We start from the raw sequence: 17,465 nt of genomic DNA on the forward strand, positions 1-17,465 counted from the left end.
TGACGCCCAGGCGCTGTCGGGGACGACGGTGAGGGTCTTTTGTTCCCGGTTTGTCATGAAATCTCTTGTTTTCTCCCAGTGCAAGCCTGCACCCTGGTGCCTGGCAGTTGCCACTATGGCATTTGTTGCATCGCTGCCCGGTCATTCGGCGGCGCAGTCCGTCGCCCAGCTTGATCAGGTGGTGGTCACCGCCACCCGCATTCCGACCCCTATCACCGAAGTGATCGCCGATGTGTCGGTGATCGACCGCAGCGTGCTCGATCAGGCCGGGCAAACCTCGCTGCGTGATGTGCTGGCACAACTGCCTGGCGTGCAACTGTCCAGCAACGGTGGTTACCGCGCTTTGTCCAGCATATTCCTGCGTGGCGCGTCAGCGGCTCAGACGCTGATTCTGGTGGATGGCATCCGCATCGGCTCTGCCACTGCGGGTGGGGCGGCTCTGGAAAATATGCCGCTTGAACGTATCGAACGCATTGAAATACTGCGCGGTGCCGCCTCGGCGCTCTATGGCCCTGACGCCGTGGGTGGCGTCATTCAGATTTTTACCCGAGATGCCAGCGACACACCACAAGGTGCGGCCCATGCTGGCGTGGGTTCGGATGGTCAACGCCAGATCGGTGCGTCGCTGCGTGGGCGAACCGGTGTCCTGGGCTATAGCCTGGGTGGCTCGCGTGAAAAGGGCAAAGGCATCAGTGTCATCAGCAACAGTGTCAGCGGCAATTTCAATCCCGATGCGGATGGGTTTGACGTCAGTAGTGTCGATGCCAGTCTGAAGGCACAACTCTCGGCACAGCATAGCGTGAGCCTGGGTTGGCTGCGCAGTGAAATGGACTACCAGTTTGATGGCACCGCCTACCCCAACCCGCTGGGCCTGAATCGCCTGACCACCGACGCCTGGGCCAGACCGGCCCTGCAGCAGTTCCATCTGAGCTGGGACGCCCAGTGGTTACCCACGTGGAAGTCAAGTCTGAAACTCGGTCGTAGCGATGATGATTCGGTCAGCGACTACCTGCGCGCCACGGACGGTGCGCCCAATGGCAGTTTTGCCTTCAATACCAAACGCCGACAGCTGAGCTGGCAAAACGAGCTGGCTCTGGCCGACGATGTGTTGACGCTGCTGCTTGAACACCGCAGCGAAGCGGTGGACAGCAGCACCGGCTACACCGTCAAGTCGCGCGATATCAACGCCATGATGTTCTCTTACGCACTCAATCGTGCCAACTGGAACGCGCTGGCGGTGCTGCGACGCGACGACAACTCCCAGTTTGGCGGCTTCAACAACTGGGCCCTGTCGGGCGGCTACAAGCTCAATCCGAACCTGCGTGCCGTGGCCAGTCTGGGCACCAGTTTTCAGGCACCCAGTTTCAATCAGTTGTATTACCCGGGCTTTGGTAACCCGGTGCTGCAACCGCAACAAAACCGTGCCACCGAGCTTGGTTTGAAGTACCAGCAGGGCAAAGCTTCTGCTTCGGCGTTGCTCTACCACAACGAAATTGAGGGGTTTATCACCCCGGTCACCAACGAGCAAAGCAGTCTGGCGGTTTTGCGTGGTTTCACGCTGGCACTACAGAACCAGCACGGCGATACGGTGTACAGCGCCTCATACGACTACGCCGACCCCCGAACACAACCCAACGCGTTGCGTTTTGTCCGCGTTGCGCGCCATGTGATGAATCTGCAGGCACGGCACCAGGGCGGTGCGCTGGGCTGGTTTGGGGAGCTCAGGTTTTCCAGTCACCGCGAGGACAACAACCTGAGTTTCAGTGGTCGTGATGTGTTGGCGGGTTATGGCCTGCTCAATCTGGGCGTCGACTGGAAGATCAGCCCAAAGCTGAATCTGCTGGCACGCCTGAACAATGTCACGGACACCCAGTACATGCTGGCCAACAGCTATCAAATGCCGGGCCGCAATCTGTTCGTGTCGCTCCACTGGGCCAGTTAGGAGTGTCGTCATGACCGGTCATGCCTGGTGCTGGTGGCTGCGCGGCAAAGCCCGCGTGGTGCTGCTGTGGCTGGGTATGGCGCTGTCAGCACCGTCACTGTGGGCGTATGCGGTTACCGACGACCGGGGCGTGACACTCACCTTTGACAAGCCACCGCAACGCATTGTGAGTTTGCTGCCATCGCTGACGGAGACGGTGTGCGCACTTGGCCAGTGCCAGCGCCTAGTGGGGGTGGACCGGTATTCCAATTACCCGCTGCAGGTGCGTCAGTTGCCGCAGCTCGGTGGTGGGCTGGACCCCAATCTGGAAGCCATCGTGGCCTTGCGCCCTGATCTGGTGCTGATGGCCACCTCGACCCGGTTGGGCGAGCGACTGCAGGCGCTGGGCCTCAAGGTGATGGCCTTGGAACCAAAAACCCATGGCGACGTGCAACGTGTGTTGATCGCCATCGGGCAGGTGCTGGATGTTCCGCATGCGATGCAGGTCTGGCGTGACCTGGACGCAGGCGTGGTGGCGGCGGCCCAGTCTTTGCCAGCGGCGGTGCGTGGTGCGCGGGTCTACTTCGAAGCCAGTCAAGGCCCCTACGGTGCCAGCGAGGCATCGTTCATCGGTGAAACCCTGGCGCGCCTGGGTGTCAGGAATATTCTGCCGCGCGAGCTGGGGCCGTTCCCGAAGATCAATCCGGAGTTTGTGGTGCGGGCCAATCCGGACCTGATCATGCTCAGTGCGCGCAGCGCCGATGGTCTGTCGCAGCGCCCCGGGTGGCACAGCATCCGGGCCGTGCGGGAGCAGCGGGTGTGTGTTTTCACGGCCGAGCAGGCCGATATTCTGGTGCGCGCTGGCACCCGTTTGGCCGACGCAGCACGGCTGATGGCGAATTGCTTGCGCGAAAAGGCACCGGCGACAGGGATGAAGGGCCCGCCATGAGCCGTCATCAACCACGCATCGTGCTGTTGTGGCTGCTGGTGCTGAGCCTTTTGGCGACGGTGGCGGGGCTGAATGTGGGCAGCGGTGGCATGGATCTGCTGGCCGGTCAGTGGTTGCAAGCCGGTGCAGACCCCGCTGAAACAGCGATGTTGCAGCAGATTCTGCTGGACATCCGACTGCCGCGCACACTCGGCGCCTGGGTGGCCGGTGCCCTGCTTGGGCTGGCCGGCGCGGTGGCGCAAGGCCTGTTTCGCAATCCGCTGGCCGACCCGTTTTTGCTCGGTAGTGCCTCGGGCGCGTCGCTCGGTGTGGCGCTGGCTTTGGTGGGCATAGGTGGCAACCTGGCATTGGCGGGACCGACGGCCCTGCCCGGTGGTGTGATGGTGAGCATGTTCTCGGGCAGTCTATGGGTGCGCCTTGGGCTCACCGGCGCTGCTTTCGCTGGTGCGGCCCTGGCGGTGCTGCTGACACTGGTGCTGTCACGCGGCGTGCAGCACACCCTGCGGCTGTTGTTGTCGGGGGTGATTGTTGGCGTGGTGCTGGGGGCCTTGACCCAGTTGGTGTTGCAGTTTTCACCCGAATCCCTGCAGTCCATGCAGGCATTTATGTTGGGGTCGAGTGCTTTTGTCGGCTGGACTGCCTGTGGCCTGATGCTGGCGATTTGGCTGCCATGTCTGGTGCTGGCATCGCTGCTGGGGCGGGGGCTGGATGGTTTGAGTCTGGGCGAGGCCACCGCGCAGAGTCTGGGCGTGTCATTGGTCTGGCTCAGGTTGGCTCTGGTGGCAGTTTTGGCCCTGGCCACCGGCACGGCGGTGGCGCAAACCGGCTTGATTGCCTTTGTTGGTCTGGCCGCGCCGCATCTGGTGCGCTCGGCCGTGGCGACCACCCATCGTTGGCTGATGTTGCTGGCCAGCCTGGTGGGCGGCTTGCTGCTGACGGCGGCAGACACGCTGGCGCGCGGCCTGATTGCGCCGCAGGAACTGCCGGTGGGGGTGCTGACCGCCGTGCTGGGTGGTGGTTACCTGCTCTGGTTGATGCATCGTCGACGCCGCACTCTGGCCGCAGGAAGCGGGCAATAGAGCTATGACTAATATAGCTATAAGTGCAAATGGAGTATGCGCTAGCATTGAAAATGTTCAGATTTTGCACAACCTCACACTGGCGCTGCCGCGTGGCCGCTGGACCTGCATCGTTGGCCCCAACGGTGCCGGCAAGTCCACTTTGCTCAAGGTGTTGGCCGGACTTTTGCCTTGCACCGGGCAAGTCGGTTTGCTTGGTCATTCCATGCGCAGCCTGACCGATCGCGCCCGTGCCCGGCAACTGGCCTGGCTCGGGCAGAACGAAGTTTCAGGGGATGATTTGACGGTTTGGGATGTGGTGATGTTGGGGCGCCTGCCCTATCAGAACTGGCTGGCTGGCCCGACTGCTGCCGACACTGCAGCAGTGCAATGGGCGCTGCAGGTCGTGCAGGCATGGGCGTGGCGTGCCCGCAGCTTGGGGCAGTTGTCGGGTGGTGAACGCCAGCGCGTGTTGCTGGCGCGTGCCCTGGCGGTGCAGGCGCCGGTGCTGCTGATGGATGAGCCGCTTGCCAATCTTGATCCACCCCACCAGGCCGACTGGCTGGCCCTGGTGCGTCAACTGGTGGCGCAGGGCACCACGGTGATCAGTGTGCTGCATGAAATTTCGATGGCGCTGCACTCGGACGAACTGGTGATCATGGCAGAAGGCCGGGTGCGGCATCAGGGTGGCAGCGCCGATGGAGCGACACACCGTGCGCTGGAGGCGGTGTTTGATCAACGGATCGCCATCTATCCGTTGGCGCAGCAATGGGTGGCATTGCCGCGATGAGTGCCACGGTTGTCCAATGGCAGGAGCCAGCCAGGACGTTGGCGACTTGCATCATGGTTTTGGGCACCACCAGTGGTGCCGGCAAAAGCTGGCTGACCACCGCGCTGTGCCGCCTTTACGCGCGCCAGGGCTTGAAGGTGGCCCCCTTCAAGGCGCAGAACATGAGCAACAACGCGCGGGTGGTGGCCAGCGACCAAGGGCTGGGTGAAATTGGCAGTGCCCAGTACTTTCAGGCGCTGGCTGCCAAAACCGTGCCGGATGTCCGCATGAATCCGTTGCTGCTCAAACCCGAGGCTGACAACCACAGCCAGGTGGTGCTGCTGGGGCAGGTGAATGCCGAACTGACCGCCCTGCCATGGCGTGCCCGCAGCGAGCATGTCTGGCCGCTGATTGCTGCTGCGCTGGACGCCTTGCGCGCTGAGAACGATCTGGTGGTGATCGAGGGCGCAGGTTCACCCGCCGAGATCAACCTGCACGATAGTGACATCGTCAACATGCGTGTGGCTTTGCACTGCAATGCCGCCTGCCTGCTGGTGACCGACATTGACCGGGGCGGTGCCTTTGCGCATTTGTACGGAACCTGGGCGCTGCTGCCGCAACACGAGCGCATTTTGATCAGGGGTTTTGTGCTCAACAAATTTCGCGGCGACGCCGCCCTGCTGGCACCGGCACCGCAAATGCTGCAGGACTTGACCGGCATTGCCACCGTCGCCACCTTGCCGATGTGGTGGCACCATGGTCTGCCCGAGGAGGACGGGGTTTTTGACGACCGGTCCGTCAGTGTCGGTGCAGTGAAACTCACGGTGGCCGTGATCGCCTATCCGCGCATCAGCAATCTGGACGAGTTTCAACCGCTCAAAAATATCCCTGGCGTGCGCCTGATGTGGGTGCGCAGTCCGTCACAACTGGCCGGACTGCAGGCCGGTGACTGGATGGTTCTGCCCGGTTCCAAATCGACTGTGGCCGATTTGCTCTGGCTACGGCATCAGGGGCTGGATGTGGCCGTGGCGGCACACGCCGCGCAGGGTGGGGCGGTGCTTGGCATTTGTGGGGGCTTGCAAATGCTGGGTGAAACACTGGTTGATCCCGTCGGCATGGATGGCTCCGCGCCTGGCCTGGGCTTGTTGCCCTTGCAGACCCGGTTTGCACTCACCAAGTCGGTTCGCCACACGCGGTCGGTTTTCAGTGACTCCATGGCGGGTGCTTCGGCTCGGCCATGGTCGTCTTTGGCGGGTGTGAGTGTCTCGGGTTACGAGATTCACCACGGTCAGACCGTTGCCGTCTCTGGCACGCATCCGGACGCATGCCAGGAGGTATTGCCGGGAGGTTTGGGCTGGCAAAACGCCGCTGGCAACGTGTTGGGGCTGTATTTGCACGGGTTGGTGGAGGATTCGAACGTATTGCGGGCACTGTTTGCTTCTGAATGCAGCGTGTCCGTTCCCACACTCGACCGTGTTTTTGACGGGTTGGCGGATTTTGTGCAACAGCACTTTGCACCCGGTTTTTTGCATAGCTTGCTCAGCGAAAGATAACAGCGATTCGGGTGAACTTGCCAGAAAGCTGAGGGGTTTATGACGAATGCGGACGAAGCATCGTTTTGGGGGTGAAGTCGCACTGTGCCGCCACCTGGCACTCCCAGCACCGCGGTGTTCTGGCCTGGCACACATAGCGGCCATGCAGGATCAGCCAATGGTGGGCATCGCGCAGGTAGGCACTGGGAACCCGCTGCAGCAGGGCATCTTCTACGTCGCGGGGTGTCTTGCCGGGTGCCAGACCGGTCCGATTGCTCAGGCGCAAGATATGGGTGTCCACCGCCATGGTGGGCTCGCCAAACGCCACGTTGAGCACCACGTTGGCGGTTTTGCGGCCAACTCCCGGCAATGCCTCCAGTGCCTCGCGGGTGCGCGGCACCTGACCGCCATGTCGGTCCAGCAGCATCTGGCAGGTTTGCAACAGGTGACGCGCCTTGGCGTGGTACAGGCCAATGGTGCGGATGTGTGACTCCAACCCGGCCAGACCCAGGTTCAATATTTTTTGCGGCGTGTTGGCCACCACAAACAAGCGGCTTGTGGCCTTGTTGACACTCACATCGGTGGCCTGAGCCGATAGCAAAACGGCGGTCAGCAGCTCAAACACGCTGGCAAACTCCAGCTCGGTCTGAGGCTCCGGGTTGGCCTGGGCCAGGGTGGCAAAAAAAACCTCGATGTCCCGCGTCTGCATCGGCTCAAGCCACGTTGATGAACGAATCGCTCGACGGGAAACTGCGCCTCATCCAATCCACATCCAGCGCCAGCTCGGCGATCACATCCTGCGGCAGGGTGTCGACCGTCTCGGCCTGTGCTTGCAGGGTATCGGCCAACAGGCCTGCCAAATGGATCACCGCCCCCATGCGTGAGAAAGCTTGCTCCACCAGCGGATCGTAGGCACGCTCCAGGGCTTGTACCATCAGCATCGGGAAGTTCCAGCGCCGTGCCAGCTCGGCGGTGATCTGGCCCTCCGAGAAACCGATCAGGCGTTTCTCGCGTTCCCAGCGACTCCCCGGCCAGGTGGGTGCTTTTTCAATTTCGATTAAAGCTTCCGGACGGGATTGGGCAATCAGCAACTCACCCAGACGAAGCATCATGCCGGTCAACCAGGCCTGGCCAGCGTCCATGTCCAAACCGCCAGCGAGCCAGCGCGCATAACCTGCGCAGGCCATGCTGCTGCGCCAGAATTCCTGCGCATCGAGACCGGGAATCGGTGGAAAGGCATAACACAGGCTGGCACCCAAAGACAGGCTGCGCACCTTGGCCATGCCGACCATCTGGATCGCCTCGTCGATCGAGCCAACGCCGCGCGGCAAGCCGAACTGTGCGCTGTTGGCCAGCCGAAGCAATTTGGCCACCAGCGCCGGGTCTTTGGCGAGGATGTCCGCCACTTCCTGCACCCCGGCGTCCTCGTCATTCAGCGTTTTCACCAGCGCCTGTGTGACCTGTGAGATGGACGGCAGTTTGACCGTGGCAAAAAAAGCGTCGAGGGAGTGCATGAGGATGTCCTGTTGAAGTATGCAGCTTATCAGAGACAATTTACCCCAATTCGTTGCCTCTCAACGCCGTAACGGACCCGACCTGCCGCCCGGACCACAGATATTTTGTTACTTACCTTTCACCAGACACCATGCAATTTGCTGACCGCCTCCAGAACGTCGAAACCTCGGCCATTCGTGAACTCTTCAAACTGTTGGGCAAGCCCGGCATCATCAGTTTTGCCGGGGGGTTTCCGGATCCGGCGCTGTTTGACGCCGAGGGTATTGCCATGGCCTCGCACGCGGTGCTGGCGGACAAGCCTGGCCCGGTCCTGCAATACGGTGCCACCGAAGGGTATCAGCCCTTGCGCGAAGCCATCTCTGGTTTTATGGCGGGCAAAGGCAGTACCGTGGGGCCGGACGGGTTGATCGTCACGACCGGCAGCCAGCAGGCGCTGGATCTGATTGGCAAAACCATGATCTCGCCCGGCGACAAGGTGATTGTGGAGGCACCCACCTTCCTGGCCACCATTCAGTGCTTCAGACTCTACGGTGCCCACATCATTGGGGCACCGATCGACGCCGACGGTGTGGATGTGGACAAGCTCGAAGCGCTGATCGATCAACACAAGCCCAAGCTGGTTTACCTGATTCCGACCTTTGGCAACCCCAGCGGTGCCACCTTGAGTCTGGCGCGGCGGCAACGGATTTTGCAGATGGCGGTGCGCACGCGCACCCTGGTGGTGGAGGACGACCCGTACGGTGAGCTGTACTTTGACCAGCCGCCGCCGCCGAGCCTGCTGGCCCTGAGTGACAGCGTGCCGGGCAGTCGCGACTGGTTGGCGCATTGCGGCTCCTTCAGCAAAATCCTCAGTCCGGGCCTGCGCGTGGGGTGGTTGATCGCACCGGCGGCCTTGCTGGCCAGGGCCACCATGTGCAAGCAGTTCAGCGACGCCCATACCAGCAACCTGACCCAGGCCATCTGTGCACACTATCTGACCTTGAACCGGCTCGACGCCACGCTGGCGGTGGTGCGTGCCACCTACGCCGAGCGCGCGCGTGTGATGGGGCAGTGTTTACAGCAGACGCTCGGGGCGGCCATCGCCTTTGACGCGCCGCAAGGTGGCATGTTCTTTTGGGCCAGGCTGACCGGCGCGACAGGCCAATGCGCCCTTGCGGCCGATTTTGCCAAGCGGGCGATTGACCGGGGTGTGGCCTTTGTACCCGGTGCCCCGTTTTACGCCCATGACCCGGATCTCGCCACCTTGCGGCTGAGTTTTGCCACCGCTGACCTGGGCCGGATCAGCGAGGGGATTGATCGTTTGCGATCCGCCATTTGATTGGCAAAAATTGCCTCTAGCGCAATTTCCAAAAAGCTTGATAGCTATCAAAAAAACTAGGTCTGGTGGGCAAAGCTGATCCGGTCGCGCCCCTCGCTTTTTGCCTGGTACATGGCGACATCGGCCCATTTGGTCAGATCCTCGGGGCTGGCGTTGTCGCGGCTGCCAAAAATGACCAGCCCGATGCTGGCGGTGCAGCGGTGCGAGACGGGTTGCCTGTGCGGGTCTCCGGAATGCACCTGCAGCGTATAGGGTTCCGCCAAGCTGGCAAGGATCTTCAGGGCCACCGCGTGGGCGTGTTGCTGTGAGGTGTCGCGATCGGCATCAAGTTCGGCCAGCAGTACCACAAACTCATCGCCACCAAAGCGCGCCACCGTGTCGGTTTCGCGCACACAGCTTTTGATCCGGTGTGCCGCTTCAACCAGTAAACGGTCGCCGACCGAGTGGCCATAGGTATCGTTGATGGGTTTGAAGTTATCCAGGTCAAGAAACATCAAGGCACCGTAAACCGGGTTGCGTCGGTTGGCCATGATCGTCTGGCCCAACCGGTCGTCGAGCAAACGGCGGTTGGGCAGACCGGTCAGGTTGTCGTAAAACGCGAGTTGGCGAATTTCGTATTCAAGTCGCTTGCGCTCGGTCACATCGCGTATCGACACATGAATGGCAGCGATGCCATCAAACTCGATGGCGGTGCCTTGCACTTCGACGTCGATCACCGTACCGTCAAGCTTGAGGAATTTTGCCTCGGCAATGGGGTCCAGGTCTTCACCCTGCTCGATCTGGCTCATGCGCTGCTTTTGCTGCACCAGGCTGTCTGGGTGGATCAGATCCTGGGTGGATCGGCCCGACAGCGTGTCCGCATCGGGCGCACCAAAAAGTCTCACTGCGGCCGGATTGGCGTACAGAATCCTGGTGTTTTGGTGCACCAGGATGGCTTCGGGTGTCCACTCGATCAGGGTACGGTGACGTTTCTCGCTCTCCCGCAGCGCCATTTGCATTAATTTGCGTTCGGTGATGTCCTGTGCGATGCCTAGCGCATGGGTAGCTCGGCCGTGCGCCATGTCCAATTCGGCGCGTTGGCGGATCCAGCGGACCTCATCTTTCAGCAGGATGCGGTGCTCGCAATCGAGCAGTCCGTCTTTCAGCGCGTGATGCCATTGCTGTAATAAATCGGGTTGGTCATCCGGATGCACCATCGCAAAGTACTGCGACAGATGGATCGAGGAGCCGGTCGGCAGCCCCAGAATGGCACATCCCTGAACTGACGGGGTAATGTGATTCGCAGCAATGTCAACCACCCAGCTGCCAATTTTTGCCACTGCCTGCGCTCGTTCCAGCAGGTCGCTGTTTTGCTCCAGCAGACCCGTATACTCAGTCAGTTCGTCGCTGAGTTTGTTGAGGTCCTTCAGTCGGAGCTGATACGCCCGCAGGATGAACACCACCAGCACCGAGGACAGTGCATAAACCACCAGACTGTGCAGGGCATAGATTGCAGCACTGGGCAGACCGTTGTCCTGGATCAGCTCCAGACGCTGGGCTACCCACAGTCCCAAGGTCAGTCCGGCCACCAGCAGCGTCAACGTGAGGGCGGCGCGCACATGGCTGAGCCAGCCGATACTCAGGATCAATACCGGGTAGATCACCATGACCGGAGAGCGTACGCCGCCGGTAAAGGCGGCGATGCTGGTGGTCACGGCACACACACCGTACACCAGCACCTGACTGGCCAGCATCGGCTTGCCCAAGCGCAAAATGACCCAGGCACAAATACCGACGGCAAGCATCAACAAAGGGCCAAACAGATTGACCCGGGACTCGGACAGGGACGCCCCCAATGTCAGCATGGTGGCGAACGACCCGACCACCAGCACGGCGATCGCATACCTCAGCAGCACCGCTGAACGCTCAGTGTCTATCGAGATATGGGTCTGGTAGCGCATGGGCCCTTCATGGTGGCGGATTCGACCAGCGACACATCGTGCGTTTTGCCCCGGATTCTACGTTCGACCCACACGATCCACATGCACCTGCAGCCACCACTCCAGCAGCGCAAGGTGCCACAGTTTGCTCCCGTTGATGCGGGTGAAGTGCTCAGGCGCCTCGGGTGCTGCCAGCAGCCTGTCTACATAGTCGCGCTGGTACAGGCCGCGCGCCAGGCAGGCAGGCGACATCAGAATGTCACGCATCATCTCCAGGAATGGCCCGCGCACATAGCGCAGCGCCGGCACCGGGAAATAGCCTTTGGGCCGATCGATCACCGAGTCCGGGATCAGGCCCCTCGAAATCGCCTTCAGCGGGAACTTGCCACCTTCCTTGAGTTTGAGTTCCGGCGGCATTTTGGCTGCCAGCTCGACCAGCTCATGGTCGAGAAACGGGGTGCGTACTTCCAGCGCCCAGGCCATCGGCATGTTGTCAACCCGTTTCACCGGGTCGTCCACAATCAGCGTGGTGGCGTCAAAGCGCCACACCTGATCCAGAAATGTATCAGCGGCAGGCTCAGACAGTCTGCTTGCTACCAACTCAGAAGTGACATCCGCAATCTGGTAGGGCGCTGTGACCATTTTTAGGTACTCATCATGGTCCCGGTCAAAATAGTGCGGGGCAAAACGCTGCAGGGGTGTGCCGCTGCTGGCGTCCATCTTGGGGTACCAGAAGTAGCCGCCAAACACTTCGTCAGCGCCCTGGCCCGACATCACCACCTTGACCTCTTTGGACACCCGCTCGCCCAGCAGGTAAAAGGCAATCACATCGTGGCTGACCATGGGTTCGGTCATTTGTGCCACCGCTTCCGGCAGGCGCGCCATCACCTCGCTGTTGGGAATGCTGAATTTGTGGTGGCGGGTTTTGAAATGCGCCACCACCTGGTCGGAATACTCAAACTCGTCGGCTTTTTCGGCGCCGCCACCCAGGTCTTCAAAGCCAATCGAGAACGTACGCAGGTCTTTCACATGTTCGGCCAGCAGACCCACCAGCAGGCTCGAATCGAGCCCGCCCGAGAGCAGCACGCCTACCGGCACATCGGCGGCGAGCAGCCGGCGCTCGACACTCCGGTCCAGGTAGGCGCGGGTTTGTTCCAGCCATTCCTGCTCGGACGGCGCAACCTCGGGCCGGGTGGCGTCGAGCGACCAGTAGCGCTGCTGCTCGACGCTGCCGTCGGGGTTAAATACCATGGTGTGCGCAGGCGGGAACTTGCGCACGCCTTTCAAGATGGTACGCGGCGCCGGTACCACCGTGTGCAGGGTGAAATGGTGATGCAGTGCCACCGGGTCGAGTGTGGTGTCAACCCCTCCGGCGGCCAGCAGCGCAGGCAGGCTGGAGGCAAACCGCAGGCGGTGGCAGTCCTGGGTGAGATACAGCGGTTTGATGCCAAAGCGGTCGCGCGCCAAAAACAGCTGGCTGCTGCGCTGGTCCCAGATGGCAAAGGCAAACATGCCCTTGAAACGCGTCACGCACTGCTGGCCCCAGGCGTGATAGGCCTTGAGGATGACTTCGCTGTCACCGTTAGAAAAAAACTGGTACCCCTGCGACTGCAGTTCCGTGCGCAGTTCGCGGTAGTTGTAAAGGGTGCCATTGAATACCAGGGTGAGCTGCAGCGTGGCGTCGACCATGGGTTGGTGCGCGTGGCTGGAGAGGTCGATGATCGACAGGCGCCGGTGGCCGAAAGCCAGTGGACCGTCGCTGTAGGTACCCGCATGGTCCGGCCCCCGGCGCGCCAATTGGTCCGACATGTGGCCAATCGCCGCCATGTCAGGGGATTGGCCGTCAAAGCGCAGTTCGCCACAAATGCCACACATCAGATCGTTCCTTGGTCAGGCACCACGATGACCGGCGCAAAGCCGCCGCCCTGGGTGCGAAAGTTGGTGGTCTGTCCTGCGTACATACGCGCGGCCAGCAGTTGCACCTGGCCACCATAGGTGTAGGCGCGAATGTCAAACTTGAGGTCAGTCAGCACGCCATCCACTTCGATCATGCGCGCAGCAGGTGGCACCAGGGCCTGGGCCACAAAATCGCCCACCAGGATATCGCCCCAGACACGGCGTGTCAGCTTGTCACCCCGGTACGCTGCCTTGGCACCGTACCCCGCCACCGGCTTGAAAAACAGGTCGCGCCGTTGTGACCACAGCGCATCCGCCTGGTCATGGGTAACCAGCCGGGTTCGGGGTACCGTGCGGCCTAGCAATAGACGGTCTGCGCTGCTGGCGCCCCAGGTTTGCAGAAGCTCGTCCTGGCTGAGTGCCACCAGATTGCGCTTGTCGGCCAGCAGGGCGTGGGCGCGCGGGTGCGGTGTCAGCACCACGGCACCGGTTTCATAGGCCTGTCGCAAGGGCCGGTTCTCCGGTTCTTCCAGGTAGAAATCAGTGAGACGGTTGTAGATCATGTCTACCGGTGTGTTCTGGTACTGCAGCTGGTCGTCGATCCAGCTCAACTCGCTGGGGTCGGCAATATGGGCGGTCACGCCGTGTGAGGCAAACAATTGTTGAAACAGCGTAAATTCCGGTGCCAGATACTGCGCCGTCGGGTTGCGGTCCACAATCAGCACGTTGCGCCAAGGGGAACCGCCACGCTGCAACTGCCATTCGTTGGCAAACATCGCAAAAAGGGCGTGATGAAGGCTCTCGTGTTGAAGGTTCGATTGAAAAGCCAGGTTCAGCTCGTCGCAACAGGCTTCCTGCGCGCGTGCCAACGCTGCATTGAGGAGCAGGCCGCCCGCATTGGTGTTGATCTCGATCAGTTGTGGGCCGAGGGCGCTGAGGTGAAAGTCATAACCCATGCAGGCCGCAAGCGGCCCCCAGCGGTGTTGCGCGACGGCATCGGCCCGGTCCAGCGCCTGCGCCTGGAAACCGGGTAAGGACGCGACCCGCTCGATGGCAGCCACAGCGGCCTCGATCTGCCCCTGCACGCGGTCGGACATGAACACCACGCTGCTTGAAAACAGGTTGGGGCGGGTGTGGCTGATGTCGTCCAGCAAGCCCTTCAGGCTGGGGTCTGCCTCCAGTTGCTCCCGCAGGCGTTGTGTGTTGAGGGTGCGGCAATAGCAGTCTCGGTTCAGCGCTTCAGCAGAACTGGGGCGCAAGGCAGGTTCGGGGAAGTGGGCAGTGGTCATGAAAACGTGGCAAATTCGGGGCCGCCACGCGCAACGGTGGTCGCCCGGCGTGACAGGGACTGATTTTGCCTCAGACGCGCTCTGCGAGTACGATGTGCGACCAGCATGCGAATTCCCCCCAACCAAACCCGTCAACCGCAGGACCCTCCAGATGAACCCAGTGCTTTTTTCCAGCCGTCGTCGCAGCACCGTAGGACTTGCTTTGGGATGGCCATTGGGTCTTTTTCTGGGGGTGAACCGAGCAGCGCTGGCGCAGTCGACGCCGGCGGGTGCGGCAATGCTCAGTCCGGCGCAGATGGAACGCATGGCAGGCGCCTTGCCCGCCACCGGCAGCCGGATTGCTTTGCCTGAAGTGGCGCTGCTGGGGGGTGGGCAGTTCCGTCCGGCACAAACTGCCGGGCAGGTGACGGTCATTTACTGGTGGGCCAGTACCTGCCCGTTTTGCGCCCAGCAAAGTCCCGAGATACAAAAACTCTGGCAAAGTTATCAGGGCAAAGGTCTGCAGATGCTGGCCTTGTCGGTGGACCGCCAGCCCGAGGAAGCGTTGGCGTATCTGAACAAGAAGGGGTATACCTTCCCATCCGCCTGGGTCAGCGCCGAGGTGCACCGGCGTCTGCCCAAGCCACGGGGACTGCCGGTCACGCTGGTCCTCGGGCGCGACGGCAAAGTCTTGCAGGCCGAAAAAGGCCAGATGTTTGCCGAAGACGTGGCGCAAATTGCCCAGTGGATCCAGTAAGCAGCGTGCGGCTCAGGCAAAACTGTCGCCCATCAAGGTGGTGAACCAGGTGTTCATCTGCCTGAAGTTGTCGCTGCTGATGGTCGCCGCCTCGGTGGCTTTGGCACCCACCGTGTTGCCACCATTGGCGGCCACCACCATTTTGCGATTGACGCCATCATATTGGTAGACCGTGGATAGCCATGACGCCGTGCTGGCGGTGATGGGTGAATAGCAGGCGGAATTCGCCACCGGTGCCGGATCGGGTTGCTGCCCGCCGAGCAGGCGGATGATGGCGTCGGCGCAAATTTTGGCTTCCTGGTTGGCCACGTGCCCGGCTTTGGGCATGGCGCAACTGGCGGCGTCGCCAATCACGTGAATGCCGGGCGCGGTGGTGGATTCGTAGCTCAGCACATTCACCACACACCAGCGCCCATCCGGCTTGCCGCTGGCATCTTGGCTGTTGTTCAGCCCGGCATTGTGCAGCCAGCCACCGGTGCTTGCACCGCGTGCGCGTTGCGGTGCGATCGGGTTGACGACCTGCGCCTGAATCGACTGTGCGGTCTGCAATCCGTCTTTGTAAGTCACCACCTTCGTGTCGGGGTTGACGGTGATGCCGCTGATACCCGGGCGATAGTCAATCACCCCCTTGTGCAGCGTGCCAAAGGCGTAGCTGAAATTGTCAACTTCGGCCTGAATGCTGGCGTTTTCATCCAGAATGATCACTTTGGAGCTGGTGCCGCTGCCAAAGCGCGTTTTCAGGAAATCAGCCACCAGGCAAGCCCGCTCATAAGGGCCGGGTGGGCAGCGGTAGGGCGCCTTGGGGATGGTCATGACAAAAACCCCGCCATTGACCATGCCAGCAATCTGGCTGGCCAGCAAGGTCGTTTGGGTACCCGCGTGCCAGGCATGAGGGGTCTGGTTGTCGTAGTGGCTTTGACTCAGGCCGTAAGCGTTGTCAAACTCGATGCCGGGTGCCAGTATCAGTCGGTCGTAGGCCAAGACGCTGCCATCCGATAGTGTGACGGTCTTGGACGCCTTGTCGATCGACTGCAACGCAGCGTGTTTGAGCGTGACGCCGTATTTGCTGCTCAGATTGGCATACGAATAGGCCAGGCTTGCCACATTGCGCGAGCCATTGAGCACCAGGTTGCTCATGATGTTGGAGGTGTAACTGGCATTGGGCTCAACCAGCGTCACGGCGATGCCGCTGCCACCCCAAAGCCGCAAGTATTTGGCCACGGTGGCACCGGCCATACCTCCACCGACGACCACAACGCGGGCACTGAGCCCGGTCGTGGCCGCTGTCACGGTGGTACTGCCCGAACTGCTACCGCCAGAATCGTTGTCGTCATCGGTGTGGCCAAGCACCGGCACCAGACCGGCACCGAGTGTGGCCATGGCCGTGAGCAACCAGCGGCGACGATTGGGCAAAGTTTTAAGGTTGTGCTGCATGTTCAGGTTCCTGATTTATTGGTTGAGGTAGGCGGCAATGGCATCAATCTGCGCGACGGTATAACCCTGCACATGCGCCGCCATGATGTTGCTGTTGGCGGCTTTGGTCAAAAATTCTTTGATCTCACCTGCACTTTCACCCCGGATGTTGTCAAAACCACCGGTCCCTTCAGTGCCGTGGCACTGGAAACAGTTGGATGCCAGCAGTCGGCCGCTGGTATTGCCGACCTGAACCGTCTGGGTGGGAGAGCCCGGTACGACGGGCGTGGTGGGTGTCGTCACCACAGGGGTTGGCGCAGTGGCCGAGTTTTCGTCGCTGGTGGTGGTGCTTCCACCGCCACCACCACAGGCAGTCAGCAGGGCAGCGGTGAGGGCCAGGATCGACAGGCGGCAATGAGATGCTCGGCGTGGGGTTGCATCGGGATTCATGAGGCTCCTTAAGAATGGTCGGGTCGGTTGACGGCATGACTTGCCGTCGGTGCACAGGACTGAATTCTTGCGATCTGTGCTTAAGAAGGACTTAAGAGCGCGCTCGGCGGCTCTTCTTTCAAGGCTGGCATAGTGCCGATAACTTTCAAGACACAACAAGGAAGCGCCATGACTTATTCGGTACTGTTTGTCTGCATGGGCAATATCTGTCGTAGCCCGACTGCAGAAGGTGTTTTTGCCCACCGGGCGCAGCAGCACGGGCTGGCTGACCGGGTGCGCGTTGATTCGGCGGGTACCCACAACTACCATCCCGACAGCCCGCCTGATGCACGTTCACAGGTGCATGCCAGGCAACGCGGGTACGATTTATCGGCGTTGCGCGCCCGCCAGATTGCTGACGACGACTTCGTTTCCTTCGATCTCATTATGGCGATGGACTGGGACAATCTGGCTTTGTTGCAGGCCGCCTGCCCACCACAGCACCAGCACAAGCTGCGCCGTCTGACCGAGTTCTGTCAGCGGCACGACAGCCCGGTGATACCCGACCCGTACTACGGTGGACACCAGGGCTTTGAGCAGGTACTGGATCTGGTGGAAGATGCCTGTGATGGTCTGCTGGCGCACGCGCGTGGCCAATTGAGAGTTTGAAAGTCGATCCGAACACCAACAGAGCCGCATCTGCAAACGCCGGCAACGGCAA

The 17,465-nt window shown here is 61.2% G+C and carries 15 protein-coding genes; 8 read left to right on the forward strand and 7 right to left on the reverse strand.

Annotated elements, in window-relative coordinates; all coding sequences use genetic code 11:
* Positions 1–115 precede the first annotated feature (115 nt).
* From KBF66_RS07255 to KBF66_RS07275, 5 genes are read left to right on the forward strand one after another with little or no spacing between them, the layout of a single operon-like run.
* Positions 116–1,942, forward strand: a complete 1,827-nt coding sequence (locus KBF66_RS07255; RefSeq protein ID WP_296654578.1) for a TonB-dependent receptor — start codon at positions 116–118, stop codon at positions 1,940–1,942.
* A gap of 10 nt (positions 1,943–1,952) precedes the next feature.
* On the forward strand, positions 1,953–2,870 hold the full coding sequence (locus KBF66_RS07260; protein ID WP_296654580.1) for a helical backbone metal receptor: 918 nt from the start codon (positions 1,953–1,955) through the stop codon (positions 2,868–2,870).
* Positions 2,867–3,949, forward strand: a complete 1,083-nt coding sequence (locus KBF66_RS07265) for an iron ABC transporter permease (protein WP_296654583.1) — start codon at positions 2,867–2,869, stop codon at positions 3,947–3,949. Before KBF66_RS07260 ends, KBF66_RS07265 begins: the two co-directional genes overlap by 4 nt.
* A 4-nt stretch (positions 3,950–3,953) precedes the next feature.
* Complete coding sequence (locus KBF66_RS07270; protein WP_296654586.1) at positions 3,954–4,718, forward strand: ABC transporter ATP-binding protein; 765 nt, start codon at positions 3,954–3,956, stop codon at positions 4,716–4,718.
* Positions 4,719–4,771: 53 nt separating this feature from the next.
* Positions 4,772–6,250, forward strand: coding sequence for a cobyric acid synthase (locus KBF66_RS07275; RefSeq protein WP_296654641.1), 1,479 nt, complete (start codon positions 4,772–4,774; stop codon positions 6,248–6,250).
* 37 nt (positions 6,251–6,287) lie between these two features.
* On the opposite strand, the gene nth is transcribed toward KBF66_RS07275, so the two are convergent.
* Positions 6,288–6,938 (reverse strand): endonuclease III, encoded by a 651-nt coding sequence (gene nth, locus KBF66_RS07280; protein WP_296654588.1) that lies wholly within the window; start codon positions 6,936–6,938, stop codon positions 6,288–6,290.
* A gap of 4 nt (positions 6,939–6,942) precedes the next feature.
* Positions 6,943–7,743: an HDOD domain-containing protein gene (locus tag KBF66_RS07285; protein ID WP_296654589.1), complete on the reverse strand. Its 801-nt coding sequence runs from the start codon at positions 7,741–7,743 to the stop codon at positions 6,943–6,945.
* A gap of 131 nt (positions 7,744–7,874) precedes the next feature.
* On the opposite strand from KBF66_RS07285, the gene KBF66_RS07290 reads away from it, so the two are divergent.
* On the forward strand, positions 7,875–9,062 hold the full coding sequence (locus tag KBF66_RS07290) for a PLP-dependent aminotransferase family protein (RefSeq protein ID WP_296654591.1): 1,188 nt from the start codon (positions 7,875–7,877) through the stop codon (positions 9,060–9,062).
* A 56-nt stretch (positions 9,063–9,118) separates the two neighbouring features.
* Here the strand turns inward: KBF66_RS07290 and KBF66_RS07295 are convergent, their stop codons facing one another.
* From KBF66_RS07295 to KBF66_RS07305, 3 genes are read right to left on the reverse strand one after another with little or no spacing between them, the layout of a single operon-like run.
* Positions 9,119–11,002 (reverse strand): sensor domain-containing diguanylate cyclase, encoded by a 1,884-nt coding sequence (locus KBF66_RS07295; RefSeq protein WP_296654593.1) that lies wholly within the window; start codon positions 11,000–11,002, stop codon positions 9,119–9,121.
* A 57-nt stretch (positions 11,003–11,059) separates the two neighbouring features.
* A complete protein-coding gene (locus KBF66_RS07300) occupies positions 11,060–12,856 on the reverse strand; it encodes an N-acetylglutaminylglutamine amidotransferase (protein ID WP_296654595.1) in 1,797 nt (598 codons plus the stop codon).
* Complete coding sequence (locus KBF66_RS07305) at positions 12,856–14,166, reverse strand: hypothetical protein (protein ID WP_296654597.1); 1,311 nt, start codon at positions 14,164–14,166, stop codon at positions 12,856–12,858. Before KBF66_RS07305 ends, KBF66_RS07300 begins: the two co-directional genes overlap by 1 nt.
* A 151-nt stretch (positions 14,167–14,317) precedes the next feature.
* Between KBF66_RS07305 and KBF66_RS07310 the strand changes: the two genes are divergently transcribed.
* Positions 14,318–14,902 carry a TlpA disulfide reductase family protein gene (locus tag KBF66_RS07310; RefSeq protein WP_296654599.1) on the forward strand — a complete coding sequence of 195 codons (585 nt, stop codon included), beginning with the start codon at positions 14,318–14,320 and terminating at the stop codon, positions 14,900–14,902.
* A 12-nt stretch (positions 14,903–14,914) separates the two neighbouring features.
* Here the strand turns inward: KBF66_RS07310 and KBF66_RS07315 are convergent, their stop codons facing one another.
* Together KBF66_RS07315 and KBF66_RS07320 are read right to left on the reverse strand one after the other, a co-directional pair.
* A complete protein-coding gene (locus KBF66_RS07315) occupies positions 14,915–16,336 on the reverse strand; it encodes an FAD/NAD(P)-binding oxidoreductase (RefSeq protein WP_296654602.1) in 1,422 nt (473 codons plus the stop codon).
* Between the two features lie 15 nt (positions 16,337–16,351).
* Positions 16,352–16,765, reverse strand: a complete 414-nt coding sequence (locus tag KBF66_RS07320) for a cytochrome c (protein ID WP_296654603.1) — start codon at positions 16,763–16,765, stop codon at positions 16,352–16,354.
* Between the two features lie 168 nt (positions 16,766–16,933).
* Here KBF66_RS07320 and KBF66_RS07325 point away from each other — a divergent pair, with 168 nt between their 5' ends.
* Complete coding sequence (locus tag KBF66_RS07325; protein ID WP_296654605.1) at positions 16,934–17,413, forward strand: low molecular weight protein-tyrosine-phosphatase; 480 nt, start codon at positions 16,934–16,936, stop codon at positions 17,411–17,413.
* Positions 17,414–17,465: the final 52 nt, after the last annotated feature.

Source organism: Rhodoferax sp. (genome assembly GCF_018063565.1).
In the GTDB taxonomy this organism is placed as follows: domain Bacteria; phylum Pseudomonadota; class Gammaproteobacteria; order Burkholderiales; family Burkholderiaceae_C; genus Rhodoferax.